The 20,814-nt window shown below is 55.6% G+C and carries 16 protein-coding genes; 5 read left to right on the top strand and 11 right to left on the bottom strand.

The annotated features are described in order from the left end of the window. Window positions 1-161: 161 nt before the first annotated feature. Both G512_RS0107450 and hisN read left to right on the top strand, forming a co-directional pair. Window positions 162-1,073, top strand: a complete 912-nt coding sequence (locus G512_RS0107450) for an N-formylglutamate amidohydrolase (RefSeq protein WP_028481178.1) — start codon at window positions 162-164, stop codon at window positions 1,071-1,073. A 338-nt stretch (window positions 1,074-1,411) separates the two neighbouring features. After that, complete coding sequence (gene hisN / locus G512_RS0107455; protein ID WP_028481179.1) at window positions 1,412-2,224, top strand: histidinol-phosphatase; 813 nt, start codon at window positions 1,412-1,414, stop codon at window positions 2,222-2,224. Here the strand turns inward: hisN and G512_RS0107460 are convergent. Together G512_RS0107460 and G512_RS0107465 are read right to left on the bottom strand one after the other, a co-directional pair. Continuing rightward, a complete protein-coding gene (locus G512_RS0107460) occupies window positions 2,221-3,096 on the bottom strand; it encodes an alpha/beta fold hydrolase (protein ID WP_208974968.1) in 876 nt (291 codons plus the stop codon). The genes hisN and G512_RS0107460 overlap by 4 nt on opposite strands. 183 nt (window positions 3,097-3,279) lie before the next feature. Beyond that, a complete protein-coding gene (locus tag G512_RS0107465; RefSeq protein ID WP_028481181.1) occupies window positions 3,280-3,636 on the bottom strand; it encodes a hypothetical protein in 357 nt (118 codons plus the stop codon). 305 nt (window positions 3,637-3,941) lie between these two features. Here G512_RS0107465 and G512_RS0107470 point away from each other — a divergent pair, with 305 nt between their 5' ends. Beyond that, window positions 3,942-4,412, top strand: a complete 471-nt coding sequence (locus G512_RS0107470; RefSeq protein ID WP_028481182.1) for an Hsp20 family protein — start codon at window positions 3,942-3,944, stop codon at window positions 4,410-4,412. Between the two features lie 153 nt (window positions 4,413-4,565). Here the strand turns inward: G512_RS0107470 and G512_RS0107475 are convergent, their stop codons facing one another. From G512_RS0107475 to G512_RS0107495, 5 genes are all read right to left on the bottom strand, one after another. Next, complete coding sequence (locus G512_RS0107475) at window positions 4,566-5,597, bottom strand: threonine aldolase family protein (protein ID WP_028481183.1); 1,032 nt, start codon at window positions 5,595-5,597, stop codon at window positions 4,566-4,568. Window positions 5,598-5,669: 72 nt separating this feature from the next. Next, window positions 5,670-6,242, bottom strand: coding sequence for a DoxX family protein (locus G512_RS0107480; protein WP_028481184.1), 573 nt, complete (start codon window positions 6,240-6,242; stop codon window positions 5,670-5,672). A gap of 4 nt (window positions 6,243-6,246) precedes the next feature. Next, on the bottom strand, window positions 6,247-7,047 hold the full coding sequence (locus G512_RS20325; RefSeq protein WP_051269072.1) for an HvfC/BufC family peptide modification chaperone: 801 nt from the start codon (window positions 7,045-7,047) through the stop codon (window positions 6,247-6,249). After that, entirely contained in the window at window positions 7,031-7,915 is an 885-nt protein-coding gene (gene bufB, locus G512_RS20330; RefSeq protein ID WP_036489046.1) for an MNIO family bufferin maturase, read from the bottom strand. The genes G512_RS20325 and bufB overlap by 17 nt, the downstream gene beginning before the upstream one ends. A gap of 77 nt (window positions 7,916-7,992) precedes the next feature. After that, window positions 7,993-8,292 (bottom strand): BufA1 family periplasmic bufferin-type metallophore, encoded by a 300-nt coding sequence (locus G512_RS0107495; protein ID WP_028481185.1) that lies wholly within the window; start codon window positions 8,290-8,292, stop codon window positions 7,993-7,995. 643 nt (window positions 8,293-8,935) lie between these two features. On the opposite strand from G512_RS0107495, the gene gltB reads away from it, so the two are divergent. Together gltB and G512_RS0107510 are read left to right on the top strand one after the other, a co-directional pair. Further along, complete coding sequence (gltB, locus tag G512_RS0107505; protein ID WP_028481186.1) at window positions 8,936-13,672, top strand: glutamate synthase large subunit; 4,737 nt, start codon at window positions 8,936-8,938, stop codon at window positions 13,670-13,672. 11 nt (window positions 13,673-13,683) lie between these two features. After that, complete coding sequence (locus G512_RS0107510; protein WP_028481187.1) at window positions 13,684-15,117, top strand: glutamate synthase subunit beta; 1,434 nt, start codon at window positions 13,684-13,686, stop codon at window positions 15,115-15,117. A 112-nt stretch (window positions 15,118-15,229) separates the two neighbouring features. Here the strand turns inward: G512_RS0107510 and G512_RS0107515 are convergent, their stop codons facing one another. The 4 genes from G512_RS0107515 to G512_RS20345 all read right to left on the bottom strand — a co-directional run bounded on the left by G512_RS0107515 (window position 15,230) and on the right by G512_RS20345 (window position 20,695). Beyond that, window positions 15,230-16,549, bottom strand: coding sequence for a methyl-accepting chemotaxis protein (locus tag G512_RS0107515; RefSeq protein WP_073833169.1), 1,320 nt, complete (start codon window positions 16,547-16,549; stop codon window positions 15,230-15,232). 133 nt (window positions 16,550-16,682) lie between these two features. Beyond that, a complete protein-coding gene (locus G512_RS20335) occupies window positions 16,683-17,798 on the bottom strand; it encodes an SGNH/GDSL hydrolase family protein (protein WP_073833186.1) in 1,116 nt (371 codons plus the stop codon). Between the two features lie 67 nt (window positions 17,799-17,865). Further along, complete coding sequence (locus tag G512_RS20340; protein WP_036488981.1) at window positions 17,866-19,074, bottom strand: lytic murein transglycosylase; 1,209 nt, start codon at window positions 19,072-19,074, stop codon at window positions 17,866-17,868. 169 nt (window positions 19,075-19,243) lie between these two features. Then, entirely contained in the window at window positions 19,244-20,695 is a 1,452-nt protein-coding gene (locus G512_RS20345) for an outer membrane beta-barrel protein (RefSeq protein WP_051269075.1), read from the bottom strand. Window positions 20,696-20,814: the final 119 nt, after the last annotated feature.

Genomic DNA, 20,814 nt, shown 5'->3' on the forward strand with positions numbered 1-20,814 from the left:
GGCTCTCACGTTAAATTAGTATACCATGTTGCTGTGCCAGATCGGAAAACTGTGTGCAGCGATCGACTGGACCTTCGGGTGAGGACACTACATAGTCTGTACCTGCAAAATCAATAGAGTAAGGAGCCCGAAGCTTGGGAGAGATTTTTAGGGACCACCACATGCGGCTCATTGCTGGGTACAGTGAACCGCCCACCGAGACGGGTGATGTCGCGCCCTTTTCAGTTGAGAACGCTTTGAACCCCAAGGTTCCTTTCGTTTTCAACTCTCCCCATTCCGGTAGATTCTACCCAATTGATTTCATTGAGTCTTCACGCCTCGATCAGAAAGAAATCCGCAGTTCTGAAGACGCCTTTGTCGACCATTTGTATCGCAGCGCCGTCGAGTTTGGCGCTCCATTCATAACGGCTCATTTTCCGCGTGTTTATCTGGATGTAAATCGAGAGCCGTTCGAACTGGACCCCAAAATGTTTGAGGGCCGCCTCCCCAGCTATGTAAATACTCGTTCCTTGAGGGTAGCAGGAGGACTTGGGACAATTGCGCGCATAGTAAACGAAAACAAGGAAATCTACCGCCATCGCCTTTCCGTTGAAGAAGGGCTGAAACGCATAGAAGATTTGTATCGCCCCTATCATATGGCCATTCGCAGTACCCTTGCTCGCGTGCGCGAATTATTCGGCGTTGCGGTTTTGATCGATTGCCATTCCATGCCCTCCACGACCCAATCTCGAGGTGCACCCATACATTCGGATTTCATCCTGGGGGATCGTTTTGGCACCAGTTGCAATCCGGCCATTACAAATGCCGCTGCCGACCTTCTGACCGATCTTGGGTTTTCTGTCGGGCGCAATTTACCCTACGCTGGCGGCTTCATAACCGAGCACTATGGGCGCCCGGAGAAGAACATTCATGCCCTGCAAATAGAGATCAACCGAGCGCTTTACATGGACGAGAAAGCGCATGTGCCCAGCGAACAGTTTCCTTTGGTCCGCCGTGTTCTCACTCGCTTTATCGGCCAGCTGACCAGCATTGACTTGGGGCACACCGGATCTCAACCCCTCGCGGCTGAATAAAAAGAAGGCCGCCTCTTGGACGGCCTTGAGTCTAGGGAGGAAACGCCCAAGGAGGGCGGCGCACAATCACCTGATTGCGCCGCACAATAACAACATTGCAGTGCAGCAAAGTCAATTAGAACCTATGGTGAACCCTGATTTCTATGGGCCCCCTAAATCCGACACCACAAGGCGTCTAAGCAACTCTTGGTTTGTTTGCAGCGGCCTATCCCATCTTCACGGACTCACCACACCAATCTGCATCAACACCCGGTCATCCAAGGCCCAAAAACGAGTTGCCAGCCTCTTCCCTCGCCAGTAGGTTGATGCCACACTCACCGAAGCGTCATGGATCCCCTATGTCTCTCTCTCCCTCGTCTCGTTCCTCGCTTGTCGACTTCCTGCACGAACTCGCCGATGCGGCGGACAAAGAAACCATGTCTCATTTTCGGCGCCCCGTTCAGGTCGACAACAAGCTGGAAGGCGGCTTTGATCCGGTCACTGTTGCGGATCGGGACGCAGAAAAAGCAATCCGCGCGCTGATCAATGCGCATTATCCGGAGCATGGCATAATTGGCGAAGAGTTTGGCAGAGAACACGATACCGCTGAACATACCTGGGTGCTTGATCCAGTTGATGGCACTAGAGCTTTCATCACAGGCATACCGCTTTGGGGCTCCCTCATTGGTTTGATGGCCAATGCAAGGCCTGTTTTGGGAATGCTGAGCCAGCCCTATACTGGGGAGCGGTTCTGGGGCACGGGTGCTGAAGCGTGGCATAGCGGACCGCTTGGCAGCAGCACACTGAAAACCCGATCCTGCACCGCGATCCCCGACGCGATAATGATGACGACCGCACCACAGCTGTTTTCGGAAGAGGAACAGCCGACCTATGATGCGATTGAACGCGAAGCCAAACATGTGCGCTATGGCACGGACTGTTATGGCTACGCCATGGTTGCTTCCGGGCGCTGCGATGCCGTGGTGGAAAGCGGCCTGCAGATCTATGACATCATGCCGCTTATCCCGATCATTGAAGGCGCAGGTGGCGTGGTTACAAACTGGCAGGGTGGCGATGCTACTCAAGGCGGCCGTATCGTCGCCTGTGGCGATCCAAGGCTTCACGAAGCCCTTTTGAAAAAGCTCAGCCGAGTGCCTGACGCTTCTTCTTAAGCACAACCCGGAATGAACGCATCAAATGCAGCCCAAAACTGGGCCCGATAGGCGTCGCGCTCCATCAAGATCTCATGGTGCGCACCGTTGATGTTGATATGCCCCATCATGGGAGCAGACCGGCATACTGCCTCTGACGCTCGCGAGGAAACGACAGCATCCGACCCCGCCGTAATAACAAGAGAAGGCACTGAATAGGCGAGCCCAAACTCTGGCTTTTGCAATCGCTTCAACGCACGGCTTACGGTCCAGAACCATCCAACGGTTGGGGACCCGATCGAGAGTTCTGGAAACATTTCCAGCCAATGCTGTGTGCGCGCAAATCGCACCGCGTCCGACGTGAGTGGATTGTTGTCGAATGGCAACGCGGACCACGGCGTGCCAAAAGGCACGAAGCTTCCGCCCAACCCAACAGCCACCAGCCCGCCTGCCAGCGTTCGGGCGGCTTTCAGAGCGGTTGCGTGCATATTGAGCTCGACCAGTGGTGACGACAAGACAGCCCGCTCAATCTGCGTTCGCAGTCGTTGATGGGCCGTCATGACGATGGCCGCACCCGTGGAGTGCGCGAGTAGATAGTGTGGCCCCGGCAGGTCGGACAAGACGGCTCTGTCCAGAATCTCATGCAGATCATCAACATAACGTTGAAACGAACTGACGTGACCCTTGTGAACGTTGCCAAGCAAACGCTGTGAGCCTCCTTGGCCGCGAAGATCAAAAGCAAAGACGTAGAAACCTCGTGCCCGAAGGTCCGAGATCACTTCATAATACTTTTCAATAAATTCCGCCCGCCCCTGAACAAGGGTCACGGTGCCCTTCACGCCATTGTCAGTGGGTGCCCAGCGAGCCCAACGTATGTTGATCCCATCGCTCATTTTCATGAGTCCGCAGGTCGCTCCGAAGGGTTCCGGACTCCCATCCATCGAATTAAGCTGCATCCACGCCCCACTGCACCCTGATCATGGTTTATGGTGATAGCCTTGCAGGGCCGGAAGGCGCAACCCTATTGATTGCGGGTTGCGTTCCTTGGGACAGGCAGATCGGCAAAGGGCTTACCCTCAACGCCAATGGCGCCTCACCTTGTAACGCAAGATCCGCCCATACTGCTTACCAACAACCAACCGCACCTTTTCACGATGAGGGCCGCGTGCATGCACAACGTACTTGTTCGCGCGCTCCCGAACGAACTTGATTTTGCGAAATCCGCGGTGCCGTAGGCTGCGACGGATCTGCTTGCGGCTCATCTCACACCCACGTGGATGGTGAACCTGTTGAAGCATGGGAGTTTGTCCGGAATAAACCGCAGAACCGAAGCTGCTCGTCACGGACCAGCTTCCGGCCTGTACTTGGGGAGCAGAAACCGCCAAACCCATCAAAACAGCACCAGCAGCAAGAGTCATCTTGGTTTTCAGCATATCGTCGCTCCATCTGTCTATGTGATTGATGAAGCAACCCTAACGGGCCGGATCTGAACCTGCGGCGAAGCCATTGTTCATCGCTCATTCAGATTGGTGGCGACAAATGAATTATGTAGTTTAACGTATTTGACTACATCCCTCTTGAAAGCCCCTCCGCACTTACTAAATCAATGTCACAGACGCCAACACGGGTCTGCAGTAAATCGCAATCAACGCCATAACGGGTTGATTGCAAATATGAAACGCGGGTCGTGCGCCTCGCCGACGGCCCATGTCAGTTGCTCAACAAAGAGGACAAGACTATGCGTCATTTTGATCTCAGCCCCTTGTATCGCTCCACTGTCGGGTTTGACCGCCTATTTTCTATGCTCGACAATGTGAATGGCGATCAGACTTCAGCTTATCCCCCATATAACATTGAGCGCACAGGCGAAAACGCCTATCGCATCACCATGGCCGTCGCTGGCTTCAGTGAAGACGAACTGACGATCGAAGCCAAGGAACATGTGCTTACTGTCTCGGGCGAAAAAGCCCCGGAGCCGGAAGATCGAGAAGTGCTGTATCGCGGTATCGCATCGCGCGCCTTTGAACGCAGGTTCCAGATTGCCGAATATGTGAAGGTTGTCGGCGCTTCCATGGAGCATGGCCTGCTTCATATTGATCTTGTTCGCGAACTGCCCGAAACAATGAAACCTCGCAAGATCGAAATCAAAACCGGCCAAAAGGATGACGTAAAACAGATCGAAGGATCATCCGCTACTACCGCTCACTAAGAACCTGAAAGTCTGACTTCCTCCCCCTAGCTAGGTCAGACCTCTCCGTAGCGCCCCGCTTTCTCCCAGGCGGGGCGCTTTTTTATGCAAGTAACAACCATAAAAAAGGGCCCCGCTAGAGAGGCCCTCTTGAATGGAAGCGCTCTTTTTCAACTAGAAACGGCTGACAAAATCATCAACCATGGCAGGAGTTGTCGCAAAGCTAGTCACCAGACGAATCATCATCCGGTCAGCTGGCAAGTCATCCGTTGGCCACTCGTAAAACTTCGCCCCAGCATCCTGTAATACAGCCGCCTTGGCGCGTGGAATCACAGGGAACACTTCATTTGCTTGAGGGGTCACAGGCAGGTCCACGCCGGGAGCTGCGCTGAGACCCTCTGCCAAACGCAAAGCCATCGCATTTGCATGGCGAGCACTTTCGAGCCAGCTATCATTTTCAAAATAGCCTTCGAACTGAGCTGAGATAAACCGGCTTTTGGAAAACAGTTGTGCGGAGCGTTTACGCAAGAACTCGAAACCGGCACCGTCTTGCGGATTGAAGAACACCACTGCCTCCGCACACCAGCAACCGTTTTTTGTCGCCCCGAAAGAAAGAACATCCACGCCCTGTTTCCAGGTCATTTCAGCAGGACTGATATCGAGGGAAACCAATGCATTGGCGAACCGCGCCCCATCCATATGGAGCGGCAAATCGCGACTTTTGGCGACAGTGCTGATCGCCGCAATCTCATCCGGTGTATAAAGCGTACCGACCTCAGTAGCCTGTGTAATGGAAACAGCAGAGGGTTGGCCATGATGAACAACACCTTCAGGATAGCCCTTCAGTGCAGTTTCCAACGCCTGCGGTGTGAACTTTCCCGCATCGCCCGGTAGGCCAAAAAGCTTGTTACCGCCAGTGGTGAACTCGGGGGCACCGCATTCGTCAACGACGATATGGGCTTCCTTGTGACAGAAAACGACCCCGCCCGGCTTGGCATAGTTTGCCAGCGCGAGAGAATTGGCCGCCGTACCGGTAGACACCAGGAACACGGCAACTTCGCGCTCGAATACTTCGTTGAACTTCGCTTCAATAGAGCGGCTCAGCGGGTCCACGCCATAGGCTGGAGCAAACCCACTTGTATGGCGAGCCAGAGCCGCCATTACGGCGTCTGTGGCACCTGCCCAGTTATCACTCGAAAAAATCATGAACTACGCATACCATCGACCAGACGCGAGGCAAGTTAAAACTCACGATCTGACCGTGTGCCACTTGATATTTCAATCATGTCTCAAGCGCTTGGCGAAAAGCCCATCAAGCGACACCGCACCGGGCCCGCGCACGACAAGATAAAGCAAGGGGAAAGTCCACATCACGCGTTGATCAGCAATCTGACTGCCCGGCGCATTGTCGAAAAATCCGCCAATCGTGCCGGGATCTACGTGATGACCGGTAATGTCAACGTAGGTCATCACAGCAAGAAACCCAATCATGCCCAAACTCGCGACTCTGGTGAACAACCCCACAACGATCAGTGCGGGCAGCGCGAATTCGGCCCACGTCCCCAGCAACACAATCAATCCATACGGGAAAAAGGCTATTTGAGAGATATCGTATCCGGCCTGCTCCGTAACTTGAGGCAAGATTTGCGCATATACACCCGCCGTCGGCTCAAGAAACCCGGCATAGCCTGCTCCAATTTTGGTCAGCGCAGACTTCCAAAAATACAACAAAAGCACGCTGGCAAAAACCAAACGAGCCACTAAACCCAAAAACCAATCTCCAGCAAGCCGCTCGACAACACCAAAAACAGCAACGTAGAGGCGCACAAAGGGGGACAAAATTCCAGTCATGGGGCTACCTCCCGGTTGCTCGTTGGTTGAATTCGATAGGGCAGGACGCGACTCGAGCAAGCGCGCCTACTTGCAACAAAAACGCAAGGGCCTGCTCCAGATCAAACCCCTTAAACTGCGAGAGACTTGCCTCAGCTGCCTCTCCAAGCGCCGCGCCGGAGGCAAGGCAGTTAAAGAAAAACGCTTTGTCCTGCGGGATATCATGGGTTGTCACATGAAGCTGCGGGCGGACAACAAGAACGTGTTGAGGCCCGCTCTCACGACTGCCCTCCCCTTCAATATTTCGATTTTTGCGGAAGATATCGTGGACCGGATAGCCAGACGAAATGATTTGCGCGGTTGGATGGGCTTGAAACCGCACCAGTGGGATCACTTCTGGTTCAACGACTCGAAGGTCTTCCAGCGCTGTGCAAACCTGATCTGCCCCGTGGTAGGCACGTAGCCACGCCCATTCCAGTGCCGCAACATCTCCCAAGTACGGATAGGCCTGAAGAGGCGGGAATGCGCGTAAGAATGCCGGAAAGTCGCTGCCATATTCGGACAACACAGGCTGGGTTGGTGGTGCATGGCGTACATACTCAACCCCCAAAGCTCGGAAGTAGGCCGCTCCCAGCAACTGTTGTATCGCAGGAAAATTCGCGGCCAGTGCATCACACAAGCTGCTCAGCACATTATTTCGGTAAACCTCAAAACGCCGGGTTGATACAGCTCCATTTCTGCCCATGACACCGGCAGGAACCTCAAATTTCTGCGCAGTCAGATTTGCGGAGAAATCGCGCAGGACTTGTTCAGCGGACCTTTGCATGGAGCACCTCTTGCCCTGCACTATTGTCAAGAATCTGCTGTGCCCTGACGGCCTGCTCATGAAGTACGGGCCAAGCCGGGACATCTGCGTCCCATTCAACCAATGTCGGCTTTGCACCAATGCGCTCCACGAGACCTTGGAAGAGCAACCAAACCGGATCTGCCACAGCCCTGTCATGGGCGTCAATCAGCAGAGTATGGCCATGTTCGTCTTCATCTGGTGCGTGCCCCCCCAGATGGATCTCTCCCACATGGTCTACTGGAAACGCAGCGAGGTACTCATCAGCCGACCGCCCCGAGTTGGTTGCCGACACAAACACATTGTTCACATCCAGCAGCAAACCACATCCAGTGCGGTCTACCACGCGGTGCAAGAACTCCGTTTCCTCAAGCGTGCTGTCTTCAAAAATCACATAGGTTGAGGGGTTCTCAAGTAGCATCTGGCGACCAAGCATTTGCTGAACCTGATCAATATGTGCGGCCACCTGATCCAGCGTCGATTCTGTGTAAGGCAGGGGCAGCAAATCATTGTAGTAGGCTGGCTGATGGGTAGACCATGCCAGATGCTCACTGAACAGTCCGGGCTCATAGCGATCATGTACCTGCTTGAGGCGCGCCAGGTGTTTCGTGTTCAGAGGAACCGGCCCACCGATGGACAAACCCACACCATGTAGCGAAAGTGGGTAGTGTGCTCGGATCGCCTCCAGATAGGCATGCGGCGGGCCACCCGCCCCCATGTAGTTTTCAGCATGAACCTCGAAAAAACCAAGGCTTGGCTTAACATCCAGAATATGCCGGTAGTGATCGGCCTTGAGACTAACGCCCACAGCATGGGGCACAGCTGCATTCACTCTCTGTTGGTCGACCATGGTATCCCGCTCCACACTGTTCATCAAAGCAGGAGATGCGGACGACACACGCCGCACCCCCTATAGTTCTGTTCGGCTCATGCCTCAGGCAGGTCGCGGTCCAAGGGCGTTAGTGATCCGGTGCGCCCGTCAGGTAGTTCCATGGATTCGCAGGTGCCCTCAGGCACCAATGTCCAGGCATTACCCTGATAGTCGACGGTGGATGTCCCGGCACAGGTGGTGCCAGCGCCAGCCTTGCAGTCGTTTTCACCAGCCAGAGAAACGCCGTAGCATTTCTCCTTTGCCTGAGCCTGCGCGGTAGTAGGCGCGTTGACGGACATTACGGCAGCTGCCACAGCACTGGCGAGAACTGCTCCGGATAGACCTTTGTTGCTCATGGGGATCTCCTTGTAAGTCTTGCGTAGCTCTGAATTTGACTTTCTCGCTCGCAGTTGGACTGTGGCCATTTTCGTACTCAACAGGAAATCAAAGGCCTGTTACAATACGGTGAGCCAAGACAGGAAAAGAAAGTCTTCACGCGACTAGACAGGCTTGCGAAAGAATGTTGCGATAAACTTTAAAACACCGCGCAATTTCGACGAATCTTTCAAAAAGCTTGAAAGAACTGCAACCTTCGGCCAGAACTTCTTGCTTGCTCTGCACTGCGAAATCTGGCATCTTGCGCCAGCTTGAGATAGGACAGCACTGCTGTCCCTTATAAAATATGGCGCGAGAATGCTGCTCACGTTTTCTTCAGAGAACGCGATGCGCTATATTTACCAAAGCAAAACACCAGAGCGGGACTTCAGAAAAAGTTCCGGCGGAGCGATCTATCGCAATGCGCGCTAGCCGCTACGTGGATAGGACAAGCGGAGGCAACTCCGGATCAGGGTGGCTCTACAAGGTGGAGATCCGCTCTTCATTCGACAGATCCGTGGCACCAGTGCCTGGGCTTCGAACGAGCCGCGTCGAACAAGAACGCGACCCGAACGATAGACCTGACTCTGTTGAGGCAGTAAGTGACTGAAAGTGAGGCCAATTATGGCGAGGACAGGAGGACAGACAGTGCAAAATAGTGGGGGCCATATCAATAAGACCCGTGCCACAACAGGCACAGTTAAGGACACACTCCGCACTGCCGCCACACAGGGCCTTTACAACCCGGGCAAGGAACATGACGCTTGCGGCGTTGGCTTTATTGCCAACATGAAGGGCGAAAAGTCCCACCATGTCGTCAAGAGTGGGCTGCAGATCGTTGAGAACCTGACGCACCGCGGTGCAGTTGGTGCCGACCCTCTCATGGGTGATGGCGCCGGCATGTTGACGCAAATCCCCCATGCCTTTTTCAAGGAAGAATGCGCCAAGCTGGGCTTTGAATTGCCGCAGGCGGGTGCTTACGGTGTGGGCTTCTTTTTCATGCCCCAGAATGACGGCCTGCGTACCCAGTGCGAAACCATCATCGAGCGCTACTGTCAGAACGAAGGTCTCAAGATCCTCGGGTGGCGTGATGTCCCGGTTGACAACTCGTCTCTGTCCAAAGCGCCAGACATAGCGGCCACGGAGCCGGTGTCCCGGCAGCTATTCGTGACAACTGACGACTTTGATCCGACCAAGGACGAAAACGGTCTGGAACGCCGTCTGTTCGTGGCGCGCAAGGTCATCTCCAATCAGGTTCGCGCGGAAAGCAACGCCGTAGACAAAGGCTTCTACATCGTTTCCTTCTCCAGCCGCACCATTGTCTACAAGGGTATGTTCCTCGCCTATCAGCTGGGCGCTTACTACGACGATCTGAAGGACGAACGTTTCACCTCGGCATTGGCGCTGGTGCACCAACGCTTCTCCACCAACACCTTCCCCTCATGGGATCTGGCACACCCTTATCGCATGGTGGCCCATAACGGCGAAATCAACACCCTTCGCGGCAACGTCAACTGGATGGCCGCTCGTCAGGCCTCTGTTTCCTCACCGTTGTTCGGCGATGACATTTCCAAGCTGTGGCCAATCTCTTACGAAGGTCAGTCTGACACGGCCTGCTTTGACAACGCCTTGGAATTCCTCGTCATGGGCGGGTATCCGCTGGCGCATGCGGCAATGATGCTGATTCCGGAAGCCTGGGCCGGCAATCCGCTGATGGATGAAAACCGACGCTCCTTCTATCAGTACCACGCCGCGCTCATGGAGCCATGGGATGGTCCGGCAGCTGTTGCCTTCACCGACGGTCGCCAGATAGGCGCGATGTTGGACCGGAATGGCCTGCGGCCAGCCCGATACGTCGTCACGGATGATGATTTTGTCATCATGTCCTCTGAAGTTGGTGTACTCGACATTCCGGAGGAAAAGATTGTCAGCAAATGGCGCCTTCAGCCGGGACGCATGCTTTTGATCGATCTGGACAAAGGCGGCATCATTTCCGACGAGGACATCAAGCGCGAACTGTCCACGGGCCACCCTTACAAGGATTGGGTCCACCGCACACAGATAGTGCTGGAAGACCTGCCAGCGGTACGTGAGCGCGCGCCCGTTGCAGGTGAAACCCTGCTCGATCGCCAGCAAGCATTCGGCTATACACAGGAAGACATCAAGTTCCTGATGGAACCGATGGCAACCGTTGGCCAGGAAGCTCTGGGATCCATGGGCTCCGACACTCCGGTATCGGTGCTGTCCGACAAGTCCAAGCTGCTCTACACATACTTCAAACAGAACTTTGCACAGGTGACCAACCCGCCGATCGATCCGATCCGCGAGGAGCTAGTCATGAGCCTCGTTTCGTTCATTGGCCCGCGACCGAACCTGTTTGATCTGGAAGGTCTGGCGACCTCCAAGCGCTTGGAAGTACGACAGCCCATTCTCACCAATGCCGATCTCGAAAAGATCCGTGCAATCGGGGAAATGGCCGACAACCAGTTCCAGACCAAAACGCTCGACATCACCTACTCCGCCGAACGCGGTGCTGATGGTATGAAAAGCGCTCTTGATCGCCTTTGTGAAAGAGCTGAAGAAGCCGTACACAACGGGTACAACATCATCATCTTGTCGGACCGCGTCATTTCCCGCGCTCGCATCGCCATCCCGGCTTTGCTGGCAACGGCTGCGGTTCACAATCACCTCATCCGCAAGGGCCTGCGCACATCAGTGGGCATTGTGGTGGAAACGGGCGAAGCTCGCGAAGTACACCACTTCTGCGTTCTTGCAGGCTATGGTGCCGAGGCAATCAACCCGTATCTGGCGTTCGAAACCCTGCGCTCCAAGCATTTTGAAATGCACTTCCCTGAGGAAGTGGACGAGCAGGAGGTTGTCGAGCGTTACATCAAATCCATCAACAAGGGCATGCTCAAGGTCATGTCCAAGATGGGCATCTCGACCTATCAGTCGTACTGCGGCGCCCAGATTTTCGACGCGGTCGGACTGAGCTCGGAGTTCGTCCAAGAGTACTTCTTCGGCACGGCAACCACGATCGAAGGCATGGGCCTGTCGGAAGTAGCGGAAGAAACGGTTCGCCGCCACCGCGATGCTTTTGAAGATATCCCGGTTCTGCGCCGTTCTCTCGACGTGGGCGGGGACTATGCCTACCGTGTCCGTGGCGAAACCCACATGTGGACACCAGACAGCATCGCGACCCTTCAACATGCGGTCCGGAACAATCTGCCTGAAAAGTACCTCGAGTTCGCCAAACAGGTGAATGAAGAAAACGGTCGCTATACCATCCGGGGCATGTTCCGCATCAAGTCCGCGGAAGAGTTGGGACGCCGCCCGATCAACATCGATGAAGTTGAACCGGCGCATGAAATCGTCAAGCGCTTCTCGACGGGCGCCATGTCCTTCGGCTCCTTGTCGCGTGAGGCTCACGCCTCTTTGGCTGTGGCCATGAACAAGCTGGGCGGCAAATCCAACACCGGTGAAGGCGGTGAAGAAGCGGAACGCTTCAACCCGCTTCCGGACGGCTCACCGAATCCGGAACGCTCAGCCATCAAACAGGTGGCCTCAGGCCGCTTCGGCGTGACGGCGGAATATCTTGTTAACTCTGACATGATCCAGATCAAGGTTGCCCAGGGTGCCAAGCCCGGCGAAGGCGGCCAGTTGCCGGGTCACAAGGTGGATGCGGTGATCGCCAAGGTGCGTCACTCAACACCGGGTGTGGGCTTGATTTCGCCGCCACCACACCACGATATCTATTCGATCGAAGACCTGGCTCAGCTGATCTATGACCTGAAGAACGTGAATCCAGCCGCCGACATCTCGGTTAAGCTGGTCTCTGAAGTCGGTGTTGGAACAGTTGCGGCCGGTGTGGCCAAAGCACGCGCCGACCACATCACCGTCTCCGGTTATGATGGCGGCACAGGGGCATCGCCGCTCACCTCCATCAAGCACGCCGGTTCCCCGTGGGAGATGGGTCTTTCGGAAACCCAGCAGACATTGGTCCTCAACGGGTTGCGCTCCCGCGTCGCCTTGCAGGTCGACGGCGGCCTGCGTACGGGTCGTGATGTTCTGATCGGCGCACTTCTGGGCGCGGACGAATACGGCTTCTCCACGGCGCCACTCATTGCGTCGGGCTGTTTGATGATGCGCAAGTGCCACCTGAACACCTGTCCGGTCGGCATCGCCACGCAGGACCCTGTGTTGCGCAAGCGCTTTAAGGGCCAGCCGGAACACGTCATCAACTACTTCTTCTATGTCGCAGAAGAACTGCGCGGTCTCATGGCCGCTCTGGGTTACAGCAAGCTGGATGATCTGATCGGACGAGCAGACATTCTTGATCAGCGCGAGGCGATCGACCATTGGAAAGCCAAGGGTCTTGACTTCTCCCGTCTGTTCTATCGCCCTGACGCCTCGCAAGAGGCAAGCCGGTGGAGCGAGCTTCAGAAGCATCCTATTGATGACATTCTGGACCGTCAGTTCATCGCCAAGTGCGAACCGGCACTTGAGCGCAAGGAACAGGTCAACTTCAGCACCGAGATCCGCAGTGTGGACCGGTCTGCCGGTGCTATGTTGTCCGGTGAAGTTGCCAAACGCTACGGCGACAAGGGCCTGAAGGACGGCACCATCAACATTTCGCTGACAGGCACGGCCGGTCAGGCGTTTGGTGCGTTTCTTGCGCGGGGCGTCACGCTGGACCTTCAGGGCGACGCCAACGACTACGTCGGCAAGGGTCTGTCTGGTGGCCGCATCATCGTGCGCCCACGGGAAAACAGCAAGATCGTGCCGGAAAACTCCATCATCGTTGGCAATACGGTCCTGTACGGTGCGACTAACGGTGAAGTTTATTTCCGCGGCGTAGCGGGCGAACGTTTCTCCGTGCGCAACTCCGGCGCAACCGCTGTTGTCGAAGGCGTGGGTGACCACGGCTGCGAATACATGACAGGCGGTGTCGTGGTTGTTCTTGGGCAGACCGGACGCAACTTCGCAGCCGGCATGTCCGGTGGTGTGGCTTACGTTCTGGATGAAGACGATAGCTTCGCTTCCCGTTGCAATCTGGCGATGGTCGACATCGAACCGGTCACCGAGGAAGATGACCTGCTCGAAAAGCTGCATCACCATGGCGGCGATATCGAGCACAAGGGCCGCGTTGACCTGTCGGCAGACATGACACGCCACGACGACGAGCGTCTGCGCACAATTCTCCAGAACCACGTCAAGTACACGGGTTCGTCCAAAGCCAAGATGATCCTCGACAACTGGCAGGAATGGCGTCCGAAATTCGTGAAGGTCATGCCTGTCGAGTACCGCCGCGCGCTGAAAGAAATGGAAGCAGCGCGTCTGAGTCTGGCAGCAGCGGAATAAAGGAACACCAGATGGGTAAAGTAACTGGCTTTTTGGAGATCGATCGGCAGGAACAGAAGTACCAGCCGGCCTCTGATCGCATTCGTCACTTCCGGGAGTTCACAGTACCGCTGCCGGAGCAGGAAGTTCAACGACAAGCGGCCCGCTGCATGGATTGCGGCATTCCGTTTTGTCACGGCCCGACCGGCTGTCCGGTGAACAACCAGATTCCGGACTGGAACGATCTGGTCTATGAGGGAGATTGGGAAGAAGCAGCCCGCAATCTGCATTCCACCAACAATTTCCCCGAGTTCACGGGCCGTATTTGTCCGGCGCCCTGTGAAGAAGCGTGTACGCTGAACCTTGAAGATGTTCCCGTATCCATCAAAACGGTGGAACAGGCGATTGCCGACCGGGCCTACAAGGAAGGTTGGATCAAACCGGAACCCGCTGCCCACAAGACCGGTAAGACCGTCGCCATCATCGGCTCAGGACCTGCAGGCATGGCAGCGGGACAGCAGCTGGCACGCGCTGGACACACCGTTCACATTTATGAACGTGAACCTCGTGCAGGCGGCCTGATGCGCTATGGCATCCCGGACTTCAAGATGGAAAAGCACTACATCGATCGCCGGGTAGAGCAGATGGAAGCCGAGGGTGTCGTCTTCCATTACAATTGCGAAATCGGAAAAGACGTTACACTGGAAGAACTCCACGACCGTCACGATGCAACCCTCCTGTGCGCAGGTGCAGAAAGGCCACGTGACCCGGGCATTCCGGGCATGCACCTGAACGGCGCCATGTACGCCATGCCGTTCTTGGTTCAGCAAAACCGCCGCGTGGGTGGGGAAGATGTGTCCAGTGAAACGCCCTATTGGGCAGGAGGCAAGCACGTAGTCGTCGTGGGCGGTGGTGATACCGCCTCGGACTGTGTGGGCACGTCGTTCCGTCAGGGGGCCTTGTCGGTAACCCAAATGGATATTCGCCCCATGCCGCCGGTCAAGGAGGACAAGTTCAAGTTCTGGCCATATTGGCCAACAAAGTTCCGCACATCCTCCTCTCAAGCCGAAGGCGCGGAGCGTGAGTTCCAAGCCGCAACTCTGGAAATCATCGGAGACGAAGACGGCAAAGTGACGGGCGTCAAGTGTGCCCGAGTGGACGAAAAGCGCGTGCCCATTGAAGGAAGTGAGTTCATCCTGAAGGCGGATCTGGTTCTCGCCGCCATCGGGTTCTCAGGCCCCGAGATGAACACCTACATCAAGGAAACGGGCGACAAATTGGAGCTGGACCAACGCACCAACGTCAAGGCCAACACGGACGACTACAAGACCAGCATTCCGGGCCTGTTCGCAGCCGGTGATGTACGGCGTGGCCAGTCTCTGGTTGTCTGGGCCATTCGCGAGGGACGCCAAGCGGCACGGTCAATCGATGAGTTCCTGATCGGCCACTCAGACCTGCCGCGGTAATCGCGACCGAAAGAAAACAAGGATCGGCGTATCAGCACCTCGATCCTAAGCTCAAGAAAAAAGCGCGGCCCTCACGGATCCGCGCTTTTTGACTGTGGTGCGCCTGCAGTATTCAAGCCGCTTTGACCGTCTTCAAGAACGAGGCGACCGCATCACCAAGCTGACTGGAGACGGATCCAAGTTTGCCAGCCACCTGATGCAAGTCGGAAGACGCATTCTTGGTGCCCGCATAGCTCTCATCAAGTCCGTCCATGTCGGTCGCGACCCGGCGAGCTGTTTCGTGTGCGCTCCCCAGATTGCGCGAGATGTCTGTCGTCGCCTGCCGCTGTCCACTTACCGAAACGTTGATATTCTCCGAAATGCGGCTGATCTGTTTGATCGTCTCCCCAATCGACCCAATGGCATCAACAGCTTGATCCGTCACCGACTGTACGGATTGTACCTGCGCTGCAATATCCTCTGTTGCCTTGGAGGTCTGTCCTGCCAGTGTTTTCACTTCGCTGGCAACAACCGCAAAGCCCCGCCCTGCTTCGCCGGCCCGCGCGGCCTCGATCGTGGCATTCAGCGCCAGCAGGTTGGTCTGACTGGCAATCTGGTCAATAAGCTCAACAATCTCACCGATGGCTTTGCCGCTTTCGGCCAACCGCCGCACGATTTCATCAGTCGCCTCAACATGGGAAACCGCCTCCCGAGCAAACCCGGCAGCCTGTTCCATTTCCGTCCCAATTGTCTGAGAGGAGGACGATATATCCGTTGCAGCCTCCACAATATCACTGACTGAGTCTTGAGTGGTACGGGCCGCAACACGTGATGACGACATGATTTCTGCCGCGTTGTGCACGCTTTCATCCAGCTCGCGAGACCGCCGCTCCACTGTGCCACTGATTTCCATCAGTTCGGTCACCACAGCGCCAACCGTCTCTTCGAAGTTGACAGCAACAGCCTGCAGTGCCTGTTCACGTTCTTCAGCCAGACGCAGTTCCTGCTCCATACGGCCCTTCGCATCGGCTTCCGCCTTTTCCTGGAGGATCACACGAAACGTTGCGACGGAACGGGCAATATCACCGATCTCATCACCACGGCGGGTGCCGGAAATAGCTGTATCCAGCTCCCCGTGCGCCAGCGAATCCAGGTCTTCGCGCAGCTGGCTGAGGGATACCATGATCCCCCGGCCTAGCCAGATCGCAAGCGCCAGAAACGCAACTCCTACCGGCGTACATACCGCCGCAATATAGACCAGCTGCTGAATGATAAGATTGCTGGTGCGCTGAGATGCATTGCCGGCAAAATCGGCAGACATCAAAGCCGTATAAATATTATGAAAGGAAAACAGCGTACCGCCAGCCATGATCGACAAGGCCAGAAGCACGATCACAACGAATTTTCCTACAATCGAAAACTGGAATAGGCTCGTTTCGCTCGTTGTCGGCATTCCGGGCTTTCCTGATATCTTAAGGAGTAGTTTTGCCGATCATGCGCGAAATAACGTAAACACACCATTGATGGGGTCTGAGCAATAAGAATTAAGTGCATTTACGCACAGGATAGGTACAGGGAGGCGCGAGTTAAAAAACCGGCCACCGATCTTCGTCCACACGTCCGGGCACACGTGGCATGTCTGCCCCCGACACGGTAAGCTTGTACTGAGGTGTACCGGGCACCGGCTCCGGCTTCTCGTCAGCATTTGAGATCAGTTTTTTCTCTGGTGAGGTCAACCGACCAGTCAGGACCATGAAATTCGGGTCGTCCTTAACCCCTTCAAAAATAAAGGCACTTGCGCTGCCGAACACCCGCGCAATCTCACGTTCCACGAAAAAGGCCATCTTGCGATACCCATCCCATGTGAAGTAGACGCCGTCGCGATCCCGCAGCCGCTTCCGCTTGCCGTTGATGTCAGGTCCGTGACTTGTGTAAACGCCGTTTTCATCCAAATAGGCATTCCAGATATCGACGAAAATGCCGCCGGAAGGCTCCACTTGTTCCATATACAAGTCGTTGAGAAAGCTGAAGCTTGCGGTCTTCTGGTAGTCTTCCGCCGGGGGAAGACCCACCCAGATCATGGGCAGTTGCTCATTACGTACCGACGCTACAAGCGATGCGACTCGGAATCGATATTCCTTCATCCAGTCCGGGCCTTGAAACGGCAAGGTCTGATCGCCAAAACGAAACGCCTTGTCGTCTTCGGCACCAAGCGTGATCACCACAAGCCCGACATCCTGTTCAGACAGCGTCTTGGTGACATCTTCAGGCCAGTCCGGCTTTTTGTCCTTCACCAGACCGGTTTTGGCGTAGACCAACTTCTCAACACGTATTGAGGGTGTCTTTGCGTAGACAGCCCGCAATCCATCTGCAAGACCGCGCGCAACATCATCGCCAACCACAAGAAGAACCTTTGCGTCTTCATTCTTGGGCTCTTCATTGATGCGCGGAGCAACCGGCTGAGGCTGCGTCGGTTTGCTGCGACGTTTCGTGGTACGCCGAGGAGATCGACGTTGAATCTTCTTTTCTCTGGTTTCTTTTTTCGGCTTGAAAAGGCCAAAGAACTTGGAGAGGAATCCGCCTCCCGATCCACCATCGCGGCTTTGAGCATAGGCATGGTGTGCTTCCGTTACGATAATCGGTTCAGCAACAGCAAAGCACAAGGCCACGGCAAGCACGCGAAAGACCGCAGAGTAACGCATCAACAAATCCAGCCAACTGAGTACGATTGCTCCGGCACACCCTCATGGTGTACCGGAGCTCGTCCTATCAGAAGTCTCGTTGCAAGCGTCTTAACAAGTCAAGAGAAACGTAGCCGTCAGGCGTCATCCCCCTTGATTTCTGGTAGGCCATAACGGCCCGTTTGGTATTAGGGCCAATCTTTCCATCCACCTTTCCGGCAGAAAACCCGCCTTGATTCAAAAGGCTTTGTACTTCGGCCCGTTCATCCGACTTCAACGGCCGATCATCCCGCGGCCATGATGCCTTGAACTCATCCATACCAAGAAGTCGATCACTCAGATGACCAACAGCCAGCGCGTAAGCATTAGCGTTGTTGTAGCGCTTAATGACCCGGAAGTTATCCAGCATCAAAAAGGCTGGCCCACGAGCACCCGCAGGGAGATACAACACAGCCTGATCCCCAGGTCTCGGAAACGCAGAGCCGTTGACCCGCCGAATGCCGAGCCGTGTCCATTGCGCCAGACTCTTCTTGGAGCGCATATCTCCCAGCGTATAGTCAAAGCCCCGTGGCAACTCCACTTCATAACCCCAGGTTTTGCCAGCGTCCCATCCGGAATCCTTCAGATACGCAGCTGTAGAGGCCAGGGCATCCGGAATCGTGTTCCATATATCCCGACGCCCATCGCCGGTCACATCAACGGCGTGGGCCAGATATGTTGTCGGGATGAACTGGGTATGACCCATGGCACCGGCCCAAGACCCCATCATGTCATGGGGAGCCACATCGCCGTTTTGCAGTATCTTCAAAGCCGCAAGCAGCTGGGTGCGCCCAAAGCGCGATCGCTTGCCGCCTTTGTATGCCAAGGTCGCGAGAGAGCGAATGGTCGGCTTTACAATACTCGGATTGTCCAAAACCTGCCCATATGAGCTTTCCATGCCCCAAATAGCCACCACAACATACCGGCTCACGCCGAACTTCCGCTCGATATGGTCCAGCCAATCGCCCCATTCATCCAACATGCGCTGGCCGTTTTCGATCCGCTTGTCTGACACCGCGGAATCCAGATACTGCCAGATCGCACGCGTAAACTCCGGCTGATCTTCTGCCTTTCGGATCACATCAGGATCCGGCGTCATGCCACGGAACACTTCCTGGTACAGACTACGCGAAATACCAGCACTGCGCGCCTCAGGCCAGAAGCTCTCAACCCAACGGTTGAAGCCCGCATCAGCCAGCGCCGCACTGCCCCCGAAAGGAACCAGTAAACATAGGCAGATCAGCGCCTTTCGAACCATTCGCCTCACACGTTTCTCCGTTCAAATTTCCGATAAATTTGCCGCAATCTAGGTCACACTCGTGACGAAAATGAGCCATCGATCTTGCCGCAAGATGTCGCTAGGGAACTATCCACGTTAAAAAGTGGGCGCAAACAACCGATCACGCCCCTAAAGAACCGACCGACTCTTATCGGCGTAGGCGCAGGCCCGCCTCGATGGTGCTGCTTTCATAATTGCGACCGTTTTCTGAACTGCGAAACACCTCATAGGTGTAACGCGTTTCCAGCGCCGCAAAATCCGAAAGCGCCCAGGTCAATCCAAGACCGGAACTGAAGTCCCGCTCCGTCAAGGAAATGCCCTCATAGCGCCGGTAGCTGAAACCGGCGTCCACATCCCCAACCAAATCCTCAGAGAACTGGTGAGTATACGCAATCGTGCCGGAATATAGCAAAGATCCGGAGGCCTCTGCCAAATTGGTCGCTTCAAAGCCGGTATCAACGCCAAAGGTTACCGTATCGCGCCGTGTTGGCGACCAGATCAGCGACCCGTCCACCAACATCCCCTCCAGCTTGTCCAGTCGTGGGTCGTCGGGCCGTTCCTGCCGCCACCCAATGCCGATTTCGCCGCGTAGTTTAGGCCCTCGGTCAATCAACAGCCCCCCACGAATCTGGTACCCTGTCGCATCACGGTCCCGACAGGATGGGTCAGTTGGTGCGCAGGTATCATCAAAGCGGCGCATCAACCCGCCTGCTTCCACAAAACCACCTATTTCACCGTAGCGCTGTGTCTCCAAACGGGCTGTGCCCTCATAAACCGTATTATTGCGCGATCCACCGGACGAACTACCCGCATCTCCATAAACCGACCGATCGGCTCCCAGCGAAGCGATCGCCCCAATAACGCCAACCCGACGCTCGACGTCGAGCTGTCCTCCGAAAAACTGCTGGCTTGCGGTTTGGCCGCTGGTCACATCGTTTTCCGCAGAGGATCGAGCCTCACGACTGAAACTGTAGTCACCGCGCAAAGCAACCGCCGTTTGTTCGCCCAAATCAAGGCGGCCATCAACGGAGCCATCCAGTTGGGGGGCATTGTTGTCTTGCTCGGAAAAAAACGACTGATATGTGCCCCGCAGGCTGCCCCCCAAGGCATGACGCGCCCAATCTGAACGGACATCAACGCCGCCTTCCACGGAATAAAAACCATCTCCGGAGCCTGTCGCACTTTTGGCGGCATTGTCCGTCCAGCCGGATCCCGCGCTGAGACTTGGCAGCACAGTAAACTGGCCAACGCGAATCCCCTGCGCCATGTCCCGCCTGGTCTCACCATCAAAAACACCGGACTGTGGATCATTTGGAGCCACCCCCCCAGATTGCGCAGCGGCAATCCGTTGCGCCACTGTTGGCGCACGCAAGCCCGCAGCAGGCGTTGTCACCCCTGATACTGGCACGACTGTGCGCCGCAAATCAGGCTCTGGTCGCCGCCCTCGTTCCGTTACGGCATTTTCCTCTGCCGTTTCAGCAGGTTCGTCGTTTTCCTCCATCGCGCCGCGCAAGCCGTCCACGGTTTGCTGGGCCAAGGCCCCGGAGAGCCACCCGGCAAAAAAAACCGTAGTTACCAGCCTAATCCAGCTAAGACGCATTCCAACTTGCCCTGAACACCAGAGGATGAATTAATTCAAACACCTGCAACTCTTGGGGCATTATGGTTAATGGTCCCTTGAAAACTCAGTAGTCACTCCATTTGTTTTCTCTTTTATTT

The sequence above is a fragment of the Pseudovibrio exalbescens DSM 16456 genome, assembly GCF_000422785.1.
GTDB lineage: Bacteria > Pseudomonadota > Alphaproteobacteria > Rhizobiales > Stappiaceae > Pseudovibrio > Pseudovibrio exalbescens.

Bases quoted from the DNA above. Each gene is read 5' to 3' on its own strand.
- G512_RS0107475 (WP_028481183.1), bottom strand. From the start codon at position 5,597: ATGATTTTTTCGAGTGATAACTGGGCAGGTGCCACAGACGCCGTAATG.
- G512_RS20335 (WP_073833186.1), bottom strand. From the start codon at position 17,798: ATGCGTTACTCTGCGGTCTTTCGCGTGCTTGCCGTGGCCTTGTGCTTT.
- G512_RS20345 (WP_051269075.1), bottom strand. From the start codon at position 20,695: ATGCGTCTTAGCTGGATTAGGCTGGTAACTACGGTTTTTTTTGCCGGG.
- bufB (WP_036489046.1), bottom strand. From the start codon at position 7,915: ATGGTCGACCAACAGAGAGTGAATGCAGCTGTGCCCCATGCTGTGGGC.
- G512_RS20325 (WP_051269072.1), bottom strand. From the start codon at position 7,047: ATGCAAAGGTCCGCTGAACAAGTCCTGCGCGATTTCTCCGCAAATCTG.
- G512_RS0107465 (WP_028481181.1), bottom strand. From the start codon at position 3,636: ATGCTGAAAACCAAGATGACTCTTGCTGCTGGTGCTGTTTTGATGGGT.
- G512_RS0107450 (WP_028481178.1), top strand. From the start codon at position 162: ATGCGGCTCATTGCTGGGTACAGTGAACCGCCCACCGAGACGGGTGAT.
- gltB (WP_028481186.1), top strand. From the start codon at position 8,936: ATGGCGAGGACAGGAGGACAGACAGTGCAAAATAGTGGGGGCCATATC.
- G512_RS0107510 (WP_028481187.1), top strand. From the start codon at position 13,684: ATGGGTAAAGTAACTGGCTTTTTGGAGATCGATCGGCAGGAACAGAAG.
- G512_RS0107460 (WP_208974968.1), bottom strand. From the start codon at position 3,096: ATGAGCGATGGGATCAACATACGTTGGGCTCGCTGGGCACCCACTGAC.
- G512_RS0107495 (WP_028481185.1), bottom strand. From the start codon at position 8,292: ATGAGCAACAAAGGTCTATCCGGAGCAGTTCTCGCCAGTGCTGTGGCA.
- G512_RS0107470 (WP_028481182.1), top strand. From the start codon at position 3,942: ATGCGTCATTTTGATCTCAGCCCCTTGTATCGCTCCACTGTCGGGTTT.
- hisN (WP_028481179.1), top strand. From the start codon at position 1,412: ATGTCTCTCTCTCCCTCGTCTCGTTCCTCGCTTGTCGACTTCCTGCAC.
- G512_RS20340 (WP_036488981.1), bottom strand. From the start codon at position 19,074: ATGGTTCGAAAGGCGCTGATCTGCCTATGTTTACTGGTTCCTTTCGGG.
- G512_RS0107480 (WP_028481184.1), bottom strand. From the start codon at position 6,242: ATGACTGGAATTTTGTCCCCCTTTGTGCGCCTCTACGTTGCTGTTTTT.
- G512_RS0107515 (WP_073833169.1), bottom strand. From the start codon at position 16,549: ATGCCGACAACGAGCGAAACGAGCCTATTCCAGTTTTCGATTGTAGGA.